The 20,345-nt window shown below is 63.3% G+C and carries 12 protein-coding genes; 6 read left to right on the top strand and 6 right to left on the bottom strand.

Features of this window, described 5'->3' with window-relative positions; genetic code table 11:
• Positions 1-121: 121 nt before the first annotated feature.
• On the top strand, positions 122-586 hold the full coding sequence (locus QCE88_RS30090) for a response regulator (RefSeq protein WP_309908668.1): 465 nt from the start codon (positions 122-124) through the stop codon (positions 584-586).
• Between the two features lie 11 nt (positions 587-597).
• Here the strand turns inward: QCE88_RS30090 and QCE88_RS30085 are convergent, their stop codons facing one another.
• Positions 598-1,008 (bottom strand): hypothetical protein, encoded by a 411-nt coding sequence (locus tag QCE88_RS30085; protein WP_309908666.1) that lies wholly within the window; start codon positions 1,006-1,008, stop codon positions 598-600.
• A 396-nt stretch (positions 1,009-1,404) separates the two neighbouring features.
• Between QCE88_RS30085 and QCE88_RS30080 the strand changes: the two genes are divergently transcribed.
• Positions 1,405-2,850, top strand: coding sequence for an AarF/UbiB family protein (locus tag QCE88_RS30080; RefSeq protein ID WP_309908664.1), 1,446 nt, complete (start codon positions 1,405-1,407; stop codon positions 2,848-2,850).
• Here QCE88_RS30080 and QCE88_RS30075 read toward each other — a convergent pair.
• Together QCE88_RS30075 and QCE88_RS30070 are read right to left on the bottom strand one after the other, a co-directional pair.
• Positions 2,847-3,641 (bottom strand): IclR family transcriptional regulator, encoded by a 795-nt coding sequence (locus QCE88_RS30075; RefSeq protein WP_309908662.1) that lies wholly within the window; start codon positions 3,639-3,641, stop codon positions 2,847-2,849. The genes QCE88_RS30080 and QCE88_RS30075 overlap by 4 nt on opposite strands.
• A gap of 73 nt (positions 3,642-3,714) precedes the next feature.
• The gene (locus QCE88_RS30070) at positions 3,715-5,526 is read right to left on the bottom strand and encodes an ATP-binding protein (protein WP_309908658.1); all 1,812 of its coding nucleotides are present in this window, start codon (positions 5,524-5,526) and stop codon (positions 3,715-3,717) included.
• A gap of 496 nt (positions 5,527-6,022) precedes the next feature.
• On the opposite strand from QCE88_RS30070, the gene QCE88_RS30065 reads away from it, so the two are divergent.
• Complete coding sequence (locus QCE88_RS30065) at positions 6,023-8,977, top strand: chemotaxis protein CheB (protein ID WP_309908656.1); 2,955 nt, start codon at positions 6,023-6,025, stop codon at positions 8,975-8,977.
• Between the two features lie 128 nt (positions 8,978-9,105).
• On the opposite strand, the gene QCE88_RS30060 is transcribed toward QCE88_RS30065, so the two are convergent.
• Positions 9,106-10,542 carry an alpha/beta fold hydrolase gene (locus tag QCE88_RS30060; protein WP_309908655.1) on the bottom strand — a complete coding sequence of 479 codons (1,437 nt, stop codon included), beginning with the start codon at positions 10,540-10,542 and terminating at the stop codon, positions 9,106-9,108.
• A gap of 96 nt (positions 10,543-10,638) precedes the next feature.
• The gene (locus tag QCE88_RS30055; protein WP_309908653.1) at positions 10,639-11,145 is read right to left on the bottom strand and encodes a DUF417 family protein; all 507 of its coding nucleotides are present in this window, start codon (positions 11,143-11,145) and stop codon (positions 10,639-10,641) included.
• A 191-nt stretch (positions 11,146-11,336) separates the two neighbouring features.
• Here QCE88_RS30055 and QCE88_RS30050 point away from each other — a divergent pair, with 191 nt between their 5' ends.
• Together QCE88_RS30050 and QCE88_RS30045 are read left to right on the top strand one after the other, a co-directional pair.
• A complete protein-coding gene (locus QCE88_RS30050) occupies positions 11,337-12,242 on the top strand; it encodes a LysR family transcriptional regulator (RefSeq protein WP_309908651.1) in 906 nt (301 codons plus the stop codon).
• Between the two features lie 439 nt (positions 12,243-12,681).
• Complete coding sequence (locus QCE88_RS30045) at positions 12,682-13,371, top strand: L-2-amino-thiazoline-4-carboxylic acid hydrolase (protein ID WP_309908649.1); 690 nt, start codon at positions 12,682-12,684, stop codon at positions 13,369-13,371.
• A gap of 181 nt (positions 13,372-13,552) precedes the next feature.
• Here the strand turns inward: QCE88_RS30045 and QCE88_RS30040 are convergent, their stop codons facing one another.
• On the bottom strand, positions 13,553-19,165 hold the full coding sequence (locus tag QCE88_RS30040) for an AAA family ATPase (RefSeq protein ID WP_309908647.1): 5,613 nt from the start codon (positions 19,163-19,165) through the stop codon (positions 13,553-13,555).
• Positions 19,166-19,416: 251 nt separating this feature from the next.
• Between QCE88_RS30040 and QCE88_RS30035 the strand changes: the two genes are divergently transcribed.
• Complete coding sequence (locus QCE88_RS30035) at positions 19,417-20,310, top strand: LysR substrate-binding domain-containing protein (RefSeq protein WP_309908645.1); 894 nt, start codon at positions 19,417-19,419, stop codon at positions 20,308-20,310.
• Positions 20,311-20,345 lie beyond the last annotated feature (35 nt).

The raw sequence follows: 20,345 nt of genomic DNA, 5'->3' as shown, positions 1-20,345 counted from the left end.
GGCCAGCGGGTATTCCCGGAGTGTAACGTCGGCGAGGCGCATGGCGTCTGACTCGACGCTCTTCGCACCCGGATGGGGAACGAGGGTTGCTTTCAGGTTCGCTCGTTCCGAGGCCACCACGATGCAACGACCCGTTCCTGTTCCGCATCAATCGCTCTGGCAGATGCCGGTGCGCGCGACGCCTCCCGACGAGCCGCGCGTGCTGATCGCCGACGACGATCCCGACGCCACGCGCGCGATCGCGCTTGCGCTCGAGGACGCCGACTTCTCCGTGCGCGCGGTGCACACAGGGCTCGATGCGGTCTCGCTGGCGCGCAAGTGGCGGCCGGGCGTGGTGCTGCTCGATCTGTCGATGCCGCTCGGCGACGGCTGGGAGGCGGCGGAGGCCATTCGCGCCATCGACATCACGATGCTGCTGATCGCGCATACCGGGCGCGCCAATCCGGACGACTGGACGCGCGCCCAGCGCACCGGTTTCAACGGCTATTTCCTGAAGCCGGCGGAACTCGACCGCATGATCGAGGTGATCCGGACGTATTTCTCCGCACAAGGCGACGACCATGCAGCCGACCGCTTGCGCGGATGACACGCGCGGGCTCAGGCGTCCGGATGCTTGCGCGAGGTATCCACGAGCCGGAGCACGGGGCGCTCGCCGTCGGGTTCGGTGTGGGCCTTGAGGATCTCTTCCCAGTACTGGCAATAGCCCGCCCAGAAAGGCATTTGCGTGTGCGCCGAGGCCGCTGCCGGCAGCGCGTCAGGCAACATGCGGCGCAGACGAAGAATCTCTGCATGCTTCCATTGCAGCAGCGCGCGACGATGCCCGCGGCGCGGCGTGCCCAGCGCATTCATCTCGGCCAGCGCGTCCGCCAGGCCCTCCGCGGGCCGCGACGCCATGCGCGTCAACACGCTGGTCTGCGGGCTCGGGCCGCGTTCGTGACAGATGATCGCGCCCATCTGCCCGAGGATGTACATGACCTTCGCCAACGGCACGACGGAATGAAGTGGCATGGGGGCTCTCAGCTTTATCGTTATCGATCTTCGCGCGTGGACGCACGAAGCGGTCGGCGCCCGGCCGGCTGGTGTCCAGTCGCGACGCTTTTACAAGATACCGCACTGAGATTAATCCGAAATGACGGTCGACAAAAATCCACAAATGGAAACGCGATCGCATTCGTCGCGGGAAGATGGTCTTGACGGCGCAATTTTCGCGTGCTGCCAGGGTCTTCTTCCTTCATGGATTACTGCGGATCACGAAGCAAATTACGCAGCGCGTTGCAGCGGGCGGCATTGAGTCATCGGCGTGCACGGCCTGGCGAATCGTGTTACACATTGAAGCGGCCGTTGCCATCCGTGACGGTTTCGCTGTCTTACAGCGGTTTCAACTCACTTTCAGCGAGCCTCAACTTGCCTGTCCGACGACTCGTCACCCTGTGGCGCCTTGGCCGGGCGTTCGTCCGGGAAAGTCATCATGTCGATGACGGCGCCGCGATGACCCGCGTCGCGCGCTTCTTCGCCACGCATGGCGCGCGGGCGGCGCCGCTCGCGGCGGGCGTGCCTGCGCTGTCGCAACTGTCGCGCGTGCTGGAAAACGCGTCGGGTGCGCTCGCCAGTCATCCCGCGCTCGCCGAAACCGCTGTGCGCGTTGCCTTGGCCGAGATGGACGCGCTCTTCACGCCTTACGATGCCGTCCACTTCCGCCAGGCTTGCGCTGAGGCGTTTCCCGCCACGCTGGCCTTCGAACTGAGCGATTTGCAGAACGTGCCGCTGCGTTCGGGCGTCGCGGAGCAGACGCATACGGCGCGCATCGGCGCGACGCCGGTGCGCGTCACGCTGTTGCGCGCGGATGCGCGCGCCGAACTGGCCGACGATCTCGACCTCGCGCTCGCGGCGGCACGCTTCGCCGAGCGGCGTTCGGCGAAGGCGCGCGACATGCATCCGGTGGAGTGGGTGCAGCGGGCGCGGGAGAGCATCGACGCGATGATCGACCTGCGCCAGCGTGCCGCCGATCAAAGCTACCTGCGCTTCCGTCTGCGCGAGGACCCGCGTATCGCAGTGCCCGAGGTGTTGTGGGACTACTGCAACGATGCAGTGCTCACGACGCGTGCGATCGAAACGGCCGCGTTGCGCGACACGCATACGCTGACGGCGCATGGGCTCGATCCGGCCGATGTCGTCGCGACGCTGATCGAAGCGTTCTTCGAGATGGCGCTGGGCATCGGGCTGTATCACGCGGGGCTCGATGCGGCGGGCGCGCGGGTCAGCATCGAAGAGGGCACGCGCGGCCAGATCGTGCTGGAAGCCGACAATCCGATGATGTTATTCGCCGCGCACGAGCGCGACTTTTTGGTAGGCGTGTCGCATGCGCTGATCCAGGGCGACCACAAGGCCGCGGCGCGCGCGCATCTCGAACAGGGCCGTCCGGACGCGCAGTCGAGTCATCACGAAATGCGCGTGGAGTCCACTTACCGGCGCGAGGCCGAGCGTTTCGCCTCGCCTCACGCGCGGCGCAATGTGGGCGTGGCGCATCTGTTCGGCGCCATTGGCCGGGCGCCCGCCGAGCACATGTTCAGCGCGGCGCACGGACGCATTGCGTCGCGGGCGGTGCTGCTCTCGAGGTCGGCGGAACGGATCGAACGCGTGGCGCGCGAGATCGCGCCCGATGTCGATGTCTGGACCATCGCGCGCAAGGTCATTCTGCGGCTTGCCGCCGACCGTTTCAGTCTCCGCAGCATGGCAAGCCGTCTGGCGCACGAGGCGACGCACTGGCCGCAAATGCTGCCGCGCCTGCCGACGCTCATCGCGAAACGCGCGGCGGCGACCCAGCGCACGAGCGATACGGTGCTGCGTTAGCGCGTGCCCGGACTCATGCGTTGCGCGATCGCGCGGCACGCTTCCTTGAGCGGTTCGACGTAGGTGTCGAGCGGCGTCGCGCTTTTCCTGAACACTGGAATGCTGATGCTCACGCAGCCGAGCGTGGCGCCGTTCGCCGCGACGATCGCGCTGCCGTAGCAGAAGATCTGCGCCTCGTTTTCCTCGCGGTCTTCGGCATAGCCGCGTGCGCGGGTGGCGTCGAGTTCGGCGTCGAGCGCGCTGCGGTCGGTGACCGTATGCGGCGTGAAACGTTGCAGGACGATGCCGTGCAGCAGCGCGTCGCGTTCCGCGGGTGTTTGCATCGAGAGATAGGCCTTGCCGACGGAACTCGAATAGAGCGTAACGCGCGTGCCGATGCGCGAGGTCATGCGCACGGCGTGCGGGCTTTCCAGCTTCTCCACGTAGACCATTTCCGAACCGCTGCGCACGGCGAGGTGGACGGTTTCCTGAGTGGCGTCGCGCAGCGCCTGCAAGGCGTCGGTGGCGGCGATGCGCAGGTCCGAGCGTTCCCAGCTGCGGCTGGCGAGCGACATCAGGCGCGGGCCGAGCGCGTAGCCGCCGCGTTCGCCTTCCACGACAAGCCCTTCGGCGATCAGCGCGCCGACGATGCGATAGACGGTCGGGCGCGGATAGCCGCTCTCGGCCGCGAGCTGGGCGATGGTGGGGGGATCGGCGGCATCGGCCACCAGTTGCAGGACCGCCATGAATTTGGAGAAGGCGGCGGTGCCGGTGGCCTTGGCGGCGTCGGAGGAGGTGGTGTCTGAGGGCATGATGTCCAGAATCATGCCATGAGACAGCCGCCGATGACCGCTGCAAAACCGGGATGGAACGCTGACGACGTTCCTAGCGAACCGTGTTCACAGACGTGCGCTTCATCGCGGCGCCATCGCTGCCCTCCGATAAAGCCAGCGCGCTCGACCGTGCATCCAGCGCCAGCCGTATCGTCCCCGCGAGCTCCGAAAGGCTATACGGCTTGTTCAGCAAGGTAATGCCTTCGTCGATGCGGCCTTCATGGAAGATGACGTCGCGCGTGTAGCCCGAAGCGAATACCACAGCCGCCCGATGCGGCGGCTGGCTCGCCAGGCGCGCCAGTTCGCTGCTGCGCACGGTGCCGGGCATCACGACGTCGGTGAACAGCAGATCCACATGCGGGACTCGCTGCAACACATCCAGCGCGCCGTCGCCATCGTGCGCGGAGAAGACCTTGTATCCGAGTTGTGCAAGCATGTCGATGGCCGCCAGACGGACATCGGGATCGTCCTCGGCGACCAGGATGGTCTCGCCGCCCGTCACTGAACGCGGGTTCACAGGCAGCGTTCCTTCAGACGCGCATTCCGGCTCACTGCACATCGGAAAGTACAGGGTGATCGTCGTTCCCTGGTTGACCTCCGAGTCGACCTCGACATAACCCGCGCTCTGACTCACGAAGCCGAACACCATGCTGAGTCCGAGCCCGGTGCCGTGCCCTTCGGGCTTGGTAGAGAAGAAAGGCTCGAACATGCGTGACTTGACGTGTTCGGACATGCCCACGCCGGTATCGGTCACGCTGAACCTGACATAGCCGCCTTCCGGCAGCGCCAGCCCCGAGGACAGCGTTCTGTTGCCGGCGTCGTTGCGCACGTCGACATGAATGTCCCCACGCTCCCGGATGGCGTCTCTCGAATTGATGATCAGATTGAGCAGTGCGTTCTCGAGCTGATTCCGGTCGACGAGCAGATTGCCGACATCCTCCGCGACCACCGAGCTCAGCGCGATGTGTTCCGGAAGGGCGTGCGCCATCAAATCGGAGACGGAGTTCAGCAAGGTGAGCGGGCGCACGACCTTCGGATTCAGCGGCTGCCGGCGGGCGAACGCCAGCATCTGCGAGGCCAGCTTGCTGCCGCGACTGACGGCGCTGGAGATGATGTCCAGACGTTCCTTGAGCCGGGGGGTGTCGCGCGCGAGGAGTTCGAGCAGCTGCGCGTTCGACGAGATGATCTGCAGCACGTTGTTGAAGTCGTGAGCGACGCCGCCGGTGAGATTGCCGATGGCCTCCAGCTTCTGCACCTGGCGAAACCGTTCTTCGGCTTCCACGCGCGCGGTGACGGCAACGGCAACCCGTTCTTCCAGCGTCTGGGTCAGACGATGCAGCTTGTCCTCTGCGATTTGCCTTTCGCGCTCGGCCAGCACTTTCTCCGTGGTTTCGAACACGATGGAGATGACGCCGGCGGGGCGACCGTCGTCCTCGGTGACAGGACTGTAGTGCAGGTCCATCCACACTTCTTCGGGCTTGCCGCTGCGATGCAGCGTCAGTTGTTTGTCCTTGTACGAGAGCACCTGTCCGGTCAGGCAGCTATCCACGACATTCCGATTGAATGCCGCAACCTCGGGCCACCCATCCTCGACCGGTTTGCCCAGCAGAAAGGGATGCCTGCCGCCGGCGAACACGGCATACGCGTCGTTGTAGATCATGGTCCCGGGTATGCCCCAGAGCATGACGAGCGGCAAGGGCGACGCGAGGACGAATCGAACCGCGGACTGGAGGCTGTTCGACCATGAATCGATCGGTCCCATTGCCGTCCTGCCCCACTCGAAAGCGGCGATCCGGCCGGCCATCTCGCCTTGCCAGCCGCTACAGTCGTATGCGTGCTCCGGCCAACTTGCTTGTGGGTTCATCACGTGCTCTGCGAATGATGCAGGATCAAAACGGGTGGCCTCGAAAGGAGTTGAAGCGAGGACGAAAAGGGCGCTTAACTGACAGTGCTGCTTCAGGTCGCAACGAAAAATAAAAGCGATTGAAATCGTGGAGCACAGAACGAACCCGCGTCTTTTCTCGGATGGCGTCCTGGCGGGTACGGTTCCGGTCGATCAATGCGGCGTTCAACGCTCAGGCGGGAAGTTTGCCTGAACAAGACGAGTGCTGCATCCCCATGTTGGCCTCGCTCCACCCATGATGCAGTGAGCGCCGCATGCAGAATTCACCTACCATGAAGAGCAGGCCTCGATAGGCTGCGCACCCTGCTTCACGCGAGGTGGAGTCCAAGAACCGTGAATGCATCTTGCCTGAAGTCAGTGAGCCCCGATCGCAGAGCCGGTTGATCTGCATCCTCATCGGCCGTGCTGTTGCGCGCATGTCGCCTCTCCAACCGGGAGGCTTCCGTACAAGACAGCCATGGCCGAATTACTGAGCGCGGATGGAAGACAAACTGATGTGCGCATTGTTGCGGTCGGCGCTTCGGCCGGTGGCATTACCGCTTTGCAGCGGCTCTTCGAAGGGCTTCCCGCCAACTTGCCCTGTGCGCTTGTCGTGCTCCAGCATCTGCCCGCTGGCCTGCCCAGCGCGCTGCCCGGCCTGATTGCGAAATGGACGCACTTGCCGGTTGAGCGCGCGGTCGACGGAGCGCGTCCCAAGGCTGGAACCATCTACATTCCATCGCCGGACGACATCCTGACGATCGAACGCGATGTGTTCCATACGAGAGCGCTGGAAGGAGGCGGGCGGCGTCCCGGCATCGACACGATCGACTGCTTTCTCGAAAGCCTTGCGTTACGCACAGAGCCGCCACCGGTCGCCGTCATACTTTCGGGCACCGGCATGGATGGAACTGCGGGCGCGACGCTCATCCGGCAAGCCGGCGGTATTGTCATCGTTCAGGATCCGCTGACGGCGCTGCATGACGCCATGCCCAACGCGGTCATACAGCGGCGTATTCACGATCATGTCCTGCCTGCGGGGGCTATCGGTCAGCAATTGCTGGCCTGCGCCGATCCTGCATACGAACGTCCCACGCCGCCGGCTGAGTGGTCCAACGCCACGTCGACGACGCTCGCTCATATTGTCGAGCTGGTCCGGCGGCGTGCGGGTTTCAACCTGAGTGGCTACAAGCCTTCGCCGTTGTTATGGCGCATCCAGCAACGCATGGACATGCGCAAGGTGTGGTCACTGGAGGATTACGCTTCGCTGCTCAGGGACGATCCTGTCGAACTCGAAGCGCTGGCGCGCGGCATCTCGATTCATGTGACCGAATTCTTTCGCGATGCGGATGCCTGGCCGGTCTTGCGCACCGATGTGCTTGAACCGCTCGTCGCCGAGGTGGGGGCGAAGCGTATCGTGAGAGTCTGGACGCCTGCATGCGCGACCGGTGAGGAAGCGTTTTCCCTTGCGATGCTGTTCGATGAAATTGCACGCGAAGCAGCCGAGCCCTTCGACTTCCAGATCTTCGCCACGGATGCCGCGCCTGAACTGGTCGCCAGCGCAAGCCTGGGTCAGTTCAATGCCAGGTTGCTGGCCGGCGTGTCGCCCGCACGTCAGGGACGCTACTTCTACCAGGTGGACGCCTCTTTCCGCGTCAAACGGTTCCTGCGCGAAAAGCTGGTGTTCGCCCCGCAGGATCTGATCTCCGATCCACCGCTTTCGGGGCTCGACCTCGTCACGTGCCGCAACCTGTTCATCTACCTGGAGCCGGAGACGGTCTGGGACGTACTGTTCTCGCTTCACACGTCATTGCGCATGGGCGGTTATCTCCTTCTTGGCAGAAGCGAGGCTTACCCTCTCGGCGAAGAGGGCTTCGAGATCGTTTCCCGGAAGTGGAACATCTACCGCAAGGTCGGGCCGATGCGCAAGGCGGCGCACACTGCTGTGCGCAGAGTGGCATCGGATGAGGAAAGACTGGCCAAACTTGCGCTGCGCCTTGCGTACGAGCAGTTCGACGTTCCGTCCGTGTTGATCGACGAAGACCGCAGCATCTTGCGGATCTATGGCGACACGAAGGATGTGCTGCGTTTTGCTGCGGGCGAACCCTCGCTCAAGATCACGGATCTCGTGCCGAGACAGTGGGAGGCGAGCCTTCGGCATGCCATTCGACAGGTACTGGCCGATCAGGAACCCCTCACGCTGGAGTGCATGAAACTCGACGCCGACGAAACCATCCCGATGCGCGTACGGCTCACGCCGTTGCAAACATCGTTCGGTGCTGCGTGCGACCGTGTGTTGGTGTCGTTCGTCAGGGAGCCGGACGCGGCCGATGCATTCGAGGCGGACGGCACGCTGCTCATGCAGGGTGATCTCGACCTTGCGCAGTCGGTGGACTGGAAAGACAAGGCCCGGGCCTCGCGTGAGGAGCTGGAAGCGTCGCGAGAGGAATTGCAGGCGCTCAATGAAGAGCTCAAGGCATCGAACGAACAGCTCAATCGCAGCAACGGCGATCTCAACGTGGCGAACGTGGCGTTGCAGGACAATATCGAACAGCTTGCGATGCAAAGTCGCGTGCTGTCCTCGGGCGCCGTGATGACGATGTTCCTGGACCCGGATTTGAGGCTTCGATGGTTCACGCCTTCAATGCGGGACGTGTTCCCGCTGAGGCCGCGCGACACCGGCCGCCATATTGCGGACCTTGTCTCGAAGTTTCCGGACGCCGCTTTCTACACGGATATCCACGCCGTGCTATGCGCCAGTGAACCGCGTGAAGCGATTATTCGCGACAGCCACGACCACACGTTCCTGCGCAAGATTTATCCGTATGTGTCGGAGACGAAGGCAATTACCGGCGTAGCGGTGACGTTCGTGGACATCAGCGATCACGCTCGTGCCGAGGCGGTGATCGCGCGCAGCCGGGCCTGGCTCTCGGCGCAAAAGGAAGCGTTTCAGGCCGCCATGAACGGCGCGTCGCTGGAGACATCCTTGGGCATCCTGGCTCGCACGCTGTCGAATCATTCGTATGAGCGGGGCCGGTGTGCGTTCTATATCGTGGATGGAAACGTCCTCCGGCATGTCGTGGGCATGCCGGATGAGTATGCGCGGTGTGTCGACGGGTTTGTGGTTTCGCCCGAGTCGCTTGCCTGTGGGCTGGCGGTGGCGACGGGGAAGCCGGTGATCACGGCAGATGTGCTTGACGAACCGCGTTGGCAGCCGTGGACGTGGCTGGCGGAGAAGTTTGGCTATCGGGGGTGCTGGTCATTCCCGGTGGAGTCGACTGAGGGAAGTCTCATCGGGTCGCTGGCCATGTATTCCGGGGAGCCGAGACAGCCGACTTCGATGGATCTCGAACTGGCGGAGGCATTTACGCAGACGGCGGGGGTGATCATCGGGCGGCATGTGGGGAAGGGACGTGCTCCTCGACCGGGTTGATGGCCTAGCGGTCGATCGCGTCAATGCTTCCGGTTCGAAGCAGGCGCTGTTCAGGCTGCTCGACAGGGTCGATGCGCCATGCGCAATCGCGGAACGGCACTTGGGATGCCGTCCCGCGAGTCGAATGATCAAGCCTGGCCGGCCCGGAAAGCAGCGTCGATTTCCGGCCGGGACAGATGCGCCACGGTATTGACGAGTGTCTTCGCAGCCGCAGCTAAAGCGATGGCGACCATCGCGCGGTGATCGAATCCTGCCGCTTTCAGGGCATTGACGTCACTGTCCGATACCTGCGTCCGATTCGTCGCGATGGCGGCGGCGAAGCGGCGTACTGCATCCAGCCTGGGATCGTCGATTACGCTTCCGCTTCGCAGAGCCTGCACGACGTCGGCCGATGCGCCCAGTTTCGCTGCAAGCGTTGCATGCACGGCAATGCCGTACTCCGCGGCGTTCGCGCGGCTTGCGGCGACCATGGCGACTTGCTGCGCGACAGGGTCGAGCGAACTTGCGCCGAGCGCCTGAAGCATGGCGATATACGCGCCCAGCACCGACGGCTCTGCGGCCAGCGCGTAGCCCAGATTGGGCACGAAGCCGAACACGCCGCGCATCACATCGATCAGCTCTTTCGCCTCGGCAGGCGCCGAGGCCTCGCCGAGCGCGCCGAACAGCGCCGCGCCTTGCGTCGAATCCACGTTCCGGGCCAGAAAGGCACGAATGATCCCCGCGATTTCGTCGAGATGCGTTTCCAGCGGGAAGTGGCCTGCGTCGACGAAATGCACTTCCGCTTCCGGAAGATCGCGCCGGAAGGCTTCAGCGCCGGCGGGCAAGAAGAACGGATCGTTCTTTCCCCAGACAGCCAGCGTCGGTGGGCGGTGGGTACGGAAATAGTCGTGGAAGCGGGGATAAGCCGCGACGTTCGTTTTGTAGTCGCGGAACAGATCGAGCTGAATCTCGGCGTTGCCAGGGCGGTCGAGGAAATGCTGGTCGAGCGTGTATGACTCAGGAGCGATCAGAGACGTGTCCGACTCACCGTGCGTGTATTGAAACGACGTGGTCTCGGACTTCAGGAACGCACGCAAGGCGTTGCGGTTCTCGTCTGTCTCCGCTTCCCAGTACGCTCGAATGGGATTCCAGCCTTCGCTGAGCCCTTCTTCGTAGGCATTGCCGTTCTGGGAAATCAGCGCGCTGACGCGCTCAGGCCGGGACGCAGCCAGTCGAAAGCCGACGGGGGCGCCGTAGTCGAACACATACAGTGCATAACGCTTCAGTTCGAGAATCTCGGTGAAGCCTTCGACCACTTCGGCCAGATGGTCGAAGGTGTAGGCAAAGGCATCGGCGTCAGGCGCTGCGGAGAAGCCAAAGCCGGGGAGGTCGGGGGCGACCACACGATATTTGTCGGCGAGCCGGGCGATGAGCCCACGATACTGATGACTCGACGTCGGGAAACCGTGCAGCAGGAGGACAACCGGAGCGTCCTTGTGTCCGGCATCGCGATAGAACACATCGATGCTCGATCCTGTACGACGATCTTCAACAGCGACCGTTTGATACGTCGGCGTCGCAAACATGATGACCTCCAGAGTGGGCTGATTCGAGAATGGCGGTGTGGCTGAAGTCCTTGATCACGCTGCGCGACGGACAGGCCGGGCAGCGTGAAGGGTCAATCAACGTATCCGGGACAGCAGGCGCGGCAAGGACGTTGCCAGAAGACTGAACGACGCCGCGAGAAGCACCAGGTCCTTGAGCAGAAACTGGCCTGGCAGTGCGGAAATCGCAGGAAAGCCGCCGGCGCTTGCTTCAGCCACACCTGGTGTCGTGGCAAAGAAGGTCAACGTGATCAGGTAGGTCATGGCCGACATGGCGGCGCCCAGCGCCGAGAGCACGGGAACGAATGCGCCGGCTGCGAGTGCGACCGCGGTGGACAGTTCCAGCGTCCCGATCACATAGCTTGCACCCTGAATGCCGAATGCCACATGCAGCCAACTCATGATCGGACTATTGGCGATGAACGGTGCGATGCCATGCGCCTCGTAGCTGGTGAATTTCATGCCGCCAAACCACAGGAACACGATCACGAGCGACCATCTCAGCAGCGCCTGTGACATGTAAGCGCCCGAGGATCGTTCGGCCACTGCGAACTGGGACAACGCGGATTGCGGGATCGATGCCATGATGAAACTCCGTATGAAGAAACAACAAGGAAAAATGCTCTCCGCGTCGCGGTGGAAGGTGAGCTTGCTGTGCGAGTTGAAGGGCTGACTCAAGCGAAGCTGTGCTTAAGTCGTGAATGCAGTCTGCGCATTCCCGGACAATGGCGATAGACGCTAATATGGGGAAGCGACCTCTCATTTTCTGGAAGGCCATGGATCAGCTCGATGCAATGGCGGTGTTTCTCGCCGCAGCTGAAATGGGGAGTTTTTCGAAAGCGAGCCGCAGGCTGGGCGTGCCGCTCGCCACGGTCAGCCGCAAGATGGCCGACCTGGAGACGCATCTGCGAGCCACGCTCCTGATCCGCTCGGCGAAAGGGCTCGAACTGACTCCCGCCGGCCGGTCTTACGCGGTGTCAGCGAAGGCCATTCTCGAGCAGGTGGTCGAGGCGGAGCGAACGGCGGCAGGAGAGTACGCCGAGCCGAAAGGTGACCTTGTTGTGACGGCGCCCATCATGTTCGGCAGGCTGCATGTGCTGCCGGTGGTTACGCGCTTCCTTGCTTCCTATCCGGAGGTTGCCGTGGGACTCGTCCTGACCGACCGGATCACGCATTTTCTCGACGATCAGGTGGACGTGGCACTGCGCGTCGGGGATCTTCCGGACAGTAACCTGATTGCGGTCGGGCTGGGCTCGATCAGACGCGTGGTGTGCGGCAGTCCGGAGTATCTCGATTCGCGGGGAGAACCCGCTGAGCCGGCGGACCTCGCGCTGCACAGCGTGATTTCGTTCGACAGCATATCGGCGTCGGCGCGGTGGAGCTTCTGGTCGGATGGTGAGGAGATTTCCGCGCCGATACAGCCGCGGCTGAGCGTCAATACCATCGATGCCGCAATCGACGCTGGGCTTTCAGGTGCGGGTCTGGTTCGGGCGATGTCTTATCAGGTGGCTGAGCATGTACGGCAGCAGCGGTTGCGTGTCGTGCTGGAGAGGTTTGAGCCGGAGGCGCTGCCGGTCCATCTCGTGTATGACAGGCAGCGTAGGTTGCCTTTGAAACTGCGTACGTTTGTGGATTTTGTGGTGCCGCGGTTGCGGGATAGGGTGAGAGAGGCGAGTTTGTGAGACGTGCTCGGCTCAGTTCGGAAGCTTAGCGACAGCCTGTCGGGGGAAGGTCCAGATAGTCGTGTCGGCAGGCAAGCCCTTCGGTCGCGCACGTTCGCGGAGTTCGCGGGCTTGGTTTTGCGTGAGTTGTGCGCCGATCGTCGTCATAGAAATATCACGGCGTGTCTGGTCGGCGATGAGGTTTTTGGATTCAAGGCGTGTTCTTCATCAATGCGGGGCGGTTCTGCGTTGATTGTCGGGCAGAGGTCGGCCAAAAGCGGACGACCGACACGAGCGCGTGGATCGTTGACAATCGGTGTACGGAAAAATATAAATGACTCTGATCGAGGCTTTTCTGCCTCATTGTGATTTTCGCAAGCGGTTTACACCGATTGAATATTGAGTCGGTAAGCAACCTGTCCTGCCAGTATTTCGGGCACGAGGTTAGGAGATGTGCGCCATGACTGAAAGTGTCCATCCCTTTTACGAATCAAAGCGAAGCGCCATGGAGGCCAGCATGTGCCATCGCCTCGATTTGGCTGAGCCGATCTTGCGCGAGCGCACGCACTTTTCGGACATTGAAGGCGTCAAGCATGCGGTGATGGCTGAATTCGATTTGGTGCTCACCCAATTGCCCTATGTCGGCGGCTCAGAAAATCGCATGAGCAACTTCTTCATGCGCCTCATTGGCTTCCTGGCCATCGGCCGGGTGCTCCGACGGCATGGTGTGCCGCTTCCGGTGATTTGCGACGTCACGCGAGAAACCTTGAAGTCAGAAGGGCTCGCAGTGCCCGAAGCAGAGCGCCTCGCTGCAGGTCGCCAATTTATGTCGACAGAGAACCGAGCCCAGTTGAGCAAGCAGGCCGTCATGAGCATGACAGAAGGTCATCGGGAAACATTTCCGGACGACTTTGCATACGAGTTTGTCGAGCCGAGCCCCGGTGAGAACTTCGAATTCGGTATCAACTACACGGCTTGCGGTTTCTGTAAGTTCGCCGCTCGCCATGGTGACAAGGAACTCCTGCCCAGCATCTGTGGGCTCGATTTCGACGACTATGCGACGCGGGGCATCCACCTGGAAAGAACGCAAACATTGGCGGGCGGAGCGAGCCATTGCAATTTCCGGTTCTCAAGACGGAAGGCTGAATAAAACTCCCGGCAGAATGATTGCAGCAGGTTTCCTTCCACAATTCCGAGCGGAGTGCACCGATCAAAGGCACAGCGTTTGCAGGCCCAGCAACGTGGATGCTCATTGTCGAAATGATTTCGTGGGTGGCTGCTTTCGGGAGGCATGATCGACCGAAACGGGTCGGCAACTGCCTTTCGCCCTCCTACCCCACCCCCCCACGCCCCACCGCATCCACAAACGCCTCCAACTCCGGAATATCCACCGGCTTCGTAAAATGCCGATCGAACCCGGCTTCGATCGCCATGGCCTTATCGCGCGTTTGCCCGTACCCGGTAATCGCCGCAAGCGTCTTCCCTTTCATGCGCGGATCGGCCCTGAGCCGTCTTGCCACCTCATACCCATCCATCCCTGGCAGCCCGATATCCAGCAAGATGACCTCCGGGTTCTCGGCTTCAGCCATCTCCAGCGCCCCATGCCCATCGTGGGCGGTGACGACATGATGTCCCCATCCTTCCAGCAGCATGGCCAGTGACTGTGCGATATCGACATTGTCATCCACCACCAGCACGCGTTTGCCGCGCACGGCCTCCGGCAGGACCGCCTTCAGCTCAGTCTCAGCCACCAACTCGACAACAGGCGCCAGCGGCAGCACCACAACAAACTCAGACCCCAACCCCAGCCCCGCACTGACAGCCTCGATCTCCCCCCCATGCAACTCCACGAGATTGCGCGCGATGGTCAACCCAATCCCCAACCCCCCCTGCGATCGCGCGAGCCCCCGTTCCGCCTGCCCAAAAAGCTCGAAAATCCGCTCGAGCACTTCCGCCGCCATCCCGATGCCGTTATCCCGCAGATGCAAGCGCGCGCGCCCATCGTCCGTCTTGAGAATCAGCGCGATGGACCCGCCGTCGTCGGTATATTTCGCCGCATTGGTCAACAGATTCACCAGCACCTGCTCAAGCCGTACAGCATCGCCAAAAACTTCCACCGCCCGACGCGGCAGCGTGACGCTCACGTCGTGATGCTTGGCATCCATCAACCCCTGTACGGCTTCCAGCGCGCGCTCGATGATATGCAGCAGATCCACCCGGTCATGTTTCAGTTCGATCAGCCCGCTCGTGATCCGCGACACATCCAGCAGATCGTCCACCAGACGCCGCAGCATGCCCGTCTGCCGATGAAGAATGTCGATGAAACGGCGCGCGGCGGGTTCATCGGCGCGGCGGTCGAGCAAGTGGACCGTGTTCATGATCGCGCCCAGCGGGCCGCGCAGTTCGTGCGCGAGCATCGCCAGGAATTCGTCCTTGCGGCGATCGGTCTGACGCAGCGCAATCTCGGTGCGTTCCTGTTGCAGGATCAGCGTGCTGTTCTCGAGCGAAATCACCGCCTGCGTCGCCAGCGCCTGGACCACTTCCACGCGCTCCTGCGTGAACGCGTTCGCAAACGCATGGTTCTCCAGGAACAGCAAGCCGATGAACCGCTCCTGACGCTGCAGCGGCACGCACAGCACGGAGCGTGTGCCGAGCTGGCGGACTTCGGGATGATTAGCGAAGAGGCCGTCGGTGGCGGCATCCGCGAGTACGAGGGATTCCTTGCTCCGAGCGACATAACGCAGGATGGCCTGCGGAATATCCGCGCATTCGCTGAGCGGCGTGCTCTCCGATGCCGTAATCAGCCCTTCGTCCGCCGTCACCCTGGCGCGCACCATCAGCGAGCCTGGCGCATCCAGCACCAGGATGCCTGTTTGCGCGCCCGCGACTTCCACGACGATTTGCAGGATGCGCTCGTACAAGCGCGCCTGGACCGTTTCGGCGGAGATGGCCTGCGACGACTTGATGAGGCCGAGCGTATCGAGTTCGCCGCCTCTGGACGATAGCGCCGGCACTTTCGCCGCGAAAAACGCAGGGTAGTCCAGCGTCAGCCGATGCGCCTTCACGGTCGCACCCCAGCGGCTGTATCCGTCGTGCGCCTTCTGAATGTGCAGCGCGGCAAAAGCCGGTTCATTCTGCGCCAGCAGGAAACGCCCGCGCAGTTCATGGGCGATGGCCTCGTCCTGAAGGAAGCCTTCACGTTCCGCGCCTTCGATAGCCGCGCGATAAAGCTGCAACGCGCGCCAACCATCGCCGTCGAGACGCGCGAGTTCGGCATCGACCAAGGCGAGCTTGTGATCGAAGCTCTGCGGACCGTGCATGGCCCACACGGCGAGTTGCTGCTGCATCACCGTGACCGACGGACGCGCTTCGGCGCCGGTTGCATCGTGGGAGGCCGTCAGCGACAGAATCGTGTAGTACACGTGTTCCGCCGACGTAATCATCCCCTGGATGCCCTTCAACGCGGCGTTCGCCTCGCTCGAACAGCGTTGAGCGAGTGCGTGATCGCCGGCGAGATAGGCCGCCTGCAAACGCGCGACCCAATAATGTCCGATGGCCGTATCGTTGCCGTGCGCGTCGGCGAGAAAGTCCGGCTCGTTGAAGTCGGCGTCGTCGAAAGTTGTGACCGACGCGGTCTGTCCGGTCAGGTTGCGTACCAGTTGACGGAACGGCAGGATGATCGACGTCGCAATCTGGTTCTTCTGCGTGATGACGAAGTCCAGACCGATCTCCGACTGTTCGAGCAAGTCGCTCAGCGTAACGGCCGCAGGCAGGCTGTTGATCAGCAGACCGGCGAGCGTGAAGGCCGCGTAAGCCAGTTCGCCCGACTTGAGCGCGGCGGCATAGCCTTCCTGCATCAAGGGCAACGTATCGCGCAGCGGCGCCTTCCAGACGCTCACCACCAGCGAGAACACCTGGAGCGTGCGCGCGAGTTCGCCGCTGTCGCCGAAGCGGCGTGCAAGATCCACGGCCAGCGCGCCGAACGCGTAAGCCGTGTCGTACTCGCCGGTGCGCGCGTGATGCAGCGCCCCGTAGAACACGTAGGCATAGGAAGAAGACGCCGACGGCCCGTAGCGCAGCGCCATATCGGTGCCTTTCATCGTGACGAAGGCGAGGACGTCGTTGGCGCCGCTGAAGTAGGCGGGCGGTCCGAGCGTCGAGAGCAGGCGCATGCAGGCGCGCACCTCTTCGTCCGCCACTTCGGGCGCGTCCTTCAGTTCGCCGATGCGCCGCTGTCCGAGACTCGCAAGCACGTTCGCCGCTTCCCGTTCGATGGCTGCGTCGAGATCGTCGAGCGGCCATTCCGCCGCGAACAACGCCAGCCCCTCACGGCCAATCTGCAACGCGCGGCCCGAGTTTCCCGCGACCATCGCCGCGAGCACGCGAAGCGTGCAGAGGTCCGCCTGGCTGCTCTTCGAGCGCGCGTGGCCGAGCGCGTTTTGCGCCAGATCTTCGGCGATGGTGTGACGGCCCGTCAGATACGCGCATTCCGCCAGTTCGCGATGCACCGCGAAGGTCAGATCGCGGTGCCCAGTCCACGCGTCTTCGGGCAACTGGCGGAGAGCGGCATCGAGATAGTCGAAGGCAGCCTGATACGCGGCGGAAGTCCTCGCCTTGCGGCCGGCGGCAAGATTCAGATGCGCGAGGCTCAGGCGTTCCGCCGGGCGTTCGATGAGTTCCTGCCCGAGATTGAGCTGATCCGCGATATCGAACAGCGATTCATCGAACAACGGTTCGTCGGACTGGATGGCGGAACATCGGCCGAGCAAGCGGCGCCCAATGTCCAGATGCAGCGACCGGCGCTGTTGTGGGCTCATCGACAAGTACGCCGCCTGCTGCACGCGATCGTGACCGAACTGCAGCACGGCGGGCAGATTCGCCAGTCTGTCGTCGAGCGGGCCGGCCACGCGCGGCAGCTTGTACGCGTGGTGCAACGGCAGCAGCAGCCCCTCTTCGAGTGCGGGCCAGAGATCGCCCATCACCGCCATGCCGGAGCGCGCGGTGACATCGGCGAGCAGACTCACATCGAAACGATGCCCCAGACATGCGCCCGCCTGGAGCAGATGCTGGGTCGGCTCGGGCAGCCGGTTCAGCGTCTGCACCATCAGTTCGACGACATTGCCGCTCAACGGCGCCTGTTCCAGTTCGACGAGATCCCAGCGCCACCCGCCCGCGTCCTGATCGAAACGAATGAGGTCTTCGTGATGCAGCGTATGCAGCAGACGACGCACGAAGAACGGATTGCCCGCGGTCTTGCTGAGAACGAGATCGGCGAGCGGACGCACTTCCTCGGGCGGTTGATTCAGCGCATCGGCGATCAGGCTCTCCACGTCTTCGCCACGCATGGGCCCGAGATGCAGTTCGAGCAGATGTGCGTTGCCGCTGCGAATGGCGGCCAGCGTCAGGTTCAACGGATGCGACAAGCCGACTTCCTCGTCCCGGTACGCACCGAGCATGAACAGGAAGCGGTGGTCGCCATCGCTCATCCAGCGCGTGATCAGCTGGAGGGACGCGGCATCGACCCATTGGAGGTCGTCGAGGAACAGCACGAGCGGATGCGCTTCCTTGGCGAACACGCCCAGGAACGCGGTGAAGACGAGGTTGAGCCGGCTGACGGACTCGCCTGGAGCCAAGGCCGGAACCGGCGCTTGCGGTCCGATCACATGCTGCACTTCGGGCACCACGTCGATCAAGACCTGGCCGTTGAGCGCCACGGCGTCCTGGATCTCCTGTTTCCAGACCGCGAGCGCGGCTTCGGATTCCGACAGGATCTGCCGCACCAGCATCCGGAAAGCCTGCACGATGCCGGTATACGGCACGCTGCGTTGAAGCTGGTCGAACTTTCCCGCGATGAAACGCGCGTGACGCTCGACGACGGGCCGCTCCAGATAACTCACCAGCGCGGACTTGCCGACGCCCGGTTCACCGGTGATCAACACCAGTTCGCGCTGTCCGGCGCTGACGCGGGCGAAGGTTTCGTCGAGCAGGCGCACTTCATCGGCGCGGCCGTAGAGTTTCTCGGCGATCTTGAATTCGCGCGGCACGTCATGCCGGGCGAGCGCGAACGGTTCGATGGCGCCCGTCGCCTGCCATTGCGCACGCGCGTGACGCAGGTCGGCGGCCAGCGCTTCGGCGGTCTGATAGCGCAACTCGGGCTCTTTCTCCAGCAGCTTGAGCACGATATGCGACAGCGCGAGCGGCACGTCCGCGCGCAGTTCATGCGGCGGCCGTGGCCGGCGGGCCAGATGCGCATGAACCAGTTCCACCGGATCGTCAGCGGCGAAGGGCGCCGAGCCGGTCAGCATTTCGTTGAGCGTGGCGCCGACGGAATAGAGATCGGCGCGCAGATCGACTGAACGTCCCGTCCGTCCGGTCTGCTCCGGCGAGAGATAACGCAGCGCGCCTTCGAGCAACGCGGGACTGGTGCGCTCCACCGCAAGCTTGGACAGCGTGGTCGCGATGGCGAAATCGACCAGCGTCAGCCGCTGGGCCGAATCGAGCACGATGTTCGCCGGGTTGATATTCCGATGGACGATCTTGTTCGCGTGCAGCGCGGCCACTGCTTCGGCCAGTTGCACGGCGATGTCGAGCACATCGTCGATGGCCATGGGGCCGGTCGACAGCCGATCAGCGAGGTTGAACGGTCCGCCGTCGTGCATCACCAGCGCGAGCCGGCTGTGATTGCCGGCGAGTCCCACCATTTTGACGACGCCCGGCAGATCCAGACCGTCCAGCAGCGCGTGCTCATGTCGCAAGGAGGCGATTGCGCCGACGTCATCGATGCCGGCAACGGTCTCTTTGAGAATCAGGCTAACGTCCGGCGACTCGATCCGGCTGATGATGCTGCGCGCACTCCGGCTGACCATGGCGGCGGCGCCCGCGTCGAGCGTCGCCGGGATCCCCTGGTCGGTTAGGTTGAGACGCAGCAAGTCCATCGAAGCCATCAGCGATCTTTAGTGTGCGGCGGACGCCGACATTAGCGCATTTAAGCGATTTTTTCAGAGGCAAACTTGTAGCAAGATTGAGTCCCGCAGGCGCAGGCGTTCGGGTTTGAGGCGAGATCAGGCGCTGCGCGGCCGCCATGGTAACGTCTGGACGGCCGCGCGAGACGGGCTTGGCGCGATCGCTTCATCGCCCGGCTCGCGCCCGCTGAAAAAATTTCCGAACCGTCACGTCAGACCCGCGCAAACCGCTCATGAACCGTGCCGTCACTCTTCCCTCGCTCAACGCGATCCGGGCATTCGAAGCGACAGGACGCACGTTGAGCGTCTCCAAGGCGGCAAGCGAGCTGGCGGTCACGCCGGCCGCGGTGAGCCGGCAGGTCAAGGCGCTCGAAGGCTTTCTCGGGCTGCAACTGTTCGAACGCGTCAGGGGACGGCTTGAACTGACGTCGGCGGGCGCGCGCTATCTCGCCGAACTGATGCCGCTGTTCGCCGGTCTGCGCCAGGCCACCGACAGCATTCGCACAGCCGGCAGACGCTCCCATGTGCTCAAGATCCGCTCGCCCGCGACGTTCGCCGTGCGCTGGCTGATTCCACGGCTCGCGAGTTTCCATCGGCAGTTCCCGGATATCGACGTGCAGCTCACCACGTCATCGGCGCCGCTGGATTTCAGGCGCGAGGACATCGACGGCGGCATCCAGCTCGGCGACGGCCGCTGGCCCGGCCTCTCCGTGCAGCGGCTCATTCCCAACGAACTCGTGCCGGTCGCGGCGCCCTCGCGCAAGATCCGCGCGCGCAGCAAGCTGACCGGCGAGACGCTCCTGCATTCGCTCGCTCGCGCCGACGACTGGGCCATCTGGATGGAAGCAGCCGGCTTCGCACGCGATCCGCGCCGCCGCGAGATGCGTTACGAGACCTCCTTGCTGGCGTATCAGGCGGCCATCGAAGGACATGGTGTCGCTGTCGCGCAGAAAGCGCTCGTGCGCGCCGAGCTCGATAGCGGACAACTGGTCGCGCCGTTTCGTTTCGAGCTGGACCGGGGCGCCTATACCTACTACTTCGCCTGGCCGGCGCGGCACGCGTCCGAGGCGCTCACGACGTTCCGCGACTGGCTGGTGTCGCTCGTGAAGACGGACGCCACCCTTTAACAAAAAGTCAAAGCCTCGTTTCCAAAAAGTCGATT

The sequence above is a fragment of the Caballeronia sp. LZ035 genome, from assembly GCF_031451175.1.
In the GTDB taxonomy this organism is placed as follows: domain Bacteria; phylum Pseudomonadota; class Gammaproteobacteria; order Burkholderiales; family Burkholderiaceae; genus Caballeronia.
Note: the sequence above shows the minus strand (reverse complement) of the source record. Positions and strands in the feature narration are given on the sequence as shown.

Excerpts from the sequence above, each read along its gene's own strand:
- QCE88_RS30055 (WP_309908653.1), bottom strand. The coding sequence starts at position 11,145 with ATGGCATCGATCCCGCAATCCGCGTTGTCCCAGTTCGCAGTGGCCGAA.
- QCE88_RS30050 (WP_309908651.1), top strand. The coding sequence starts at position 11,337 with ATGGATCAGCTCGATGCAATGGCGGTGTTTCTCGCCGCAGCTGAAATG.
- QCE88_RS30035 (WP_309908645.1), top strand. The coding sequence starts at position 19,417 with ATGAACCGTGCCGTCACTCTTCCCTCGCTCAACGCGATCCGGGCATTC.
- QCE88_RS30070 (WP_309908658.1), bottom strand. The coding sequence starts at position 5,526 with ATGAACCCACAAGCAAGTTGGCCGGAGCACGCATACGACTGTAGCGGC.
- QCE88_RS30045 (WP_309908649.1), top strand. The coding sequence starts at position 12,682 with ATGACTGAAAGTGTCCATCCCTTTTACGAATCAAAGCGAAGCGCCATG.
- QCE88_RS30065 (WP_309908656.1), top strand. The coding sequence starts at position 6,023 with ATGGCCGAATTACTGAGCGCGGATGGAAGACAAACTGATGTGCGCATT.
- QCE88_RS30075 (WP_309908662.1), bottom strand. The coding sequence starts at position 3,641 with ATGCCCTCAGACACCACCTCCTCCGACGCCGCCAAGGCCACCGGCACC.
- QCE88_RS30040 (WP_309908647.1), bottom strand. The coding sequence starts at position 19,165 with ATGGCTTCGATGGACTTGCTGCGTCTCAACCTAACCGACCAGGGGATC.
- QCE88_RS30060 (WP_309908655.1), bottom strand. The coding sequence starts at position 10,542 with ATGTTTGCGACGCCGACGTATCAAACGGTCGCTGTTGAAGATCGTCGT.
- QCE88_RS30085 (WP_309908666.1), bottom strand. The coding sequence starts at position 1,008 with ATGCCACTTCATTCCGTCGTGCCGTTGGCGAAGGTCATGTACATCCTC.
- QCE88_RS30090 (WP_309908668.1), top strand. The coding sequence starts at position 122 with ATGCAACGACCCGTTCCTGTTCCGCATCAATCGCTCTGGCAGATGCCG.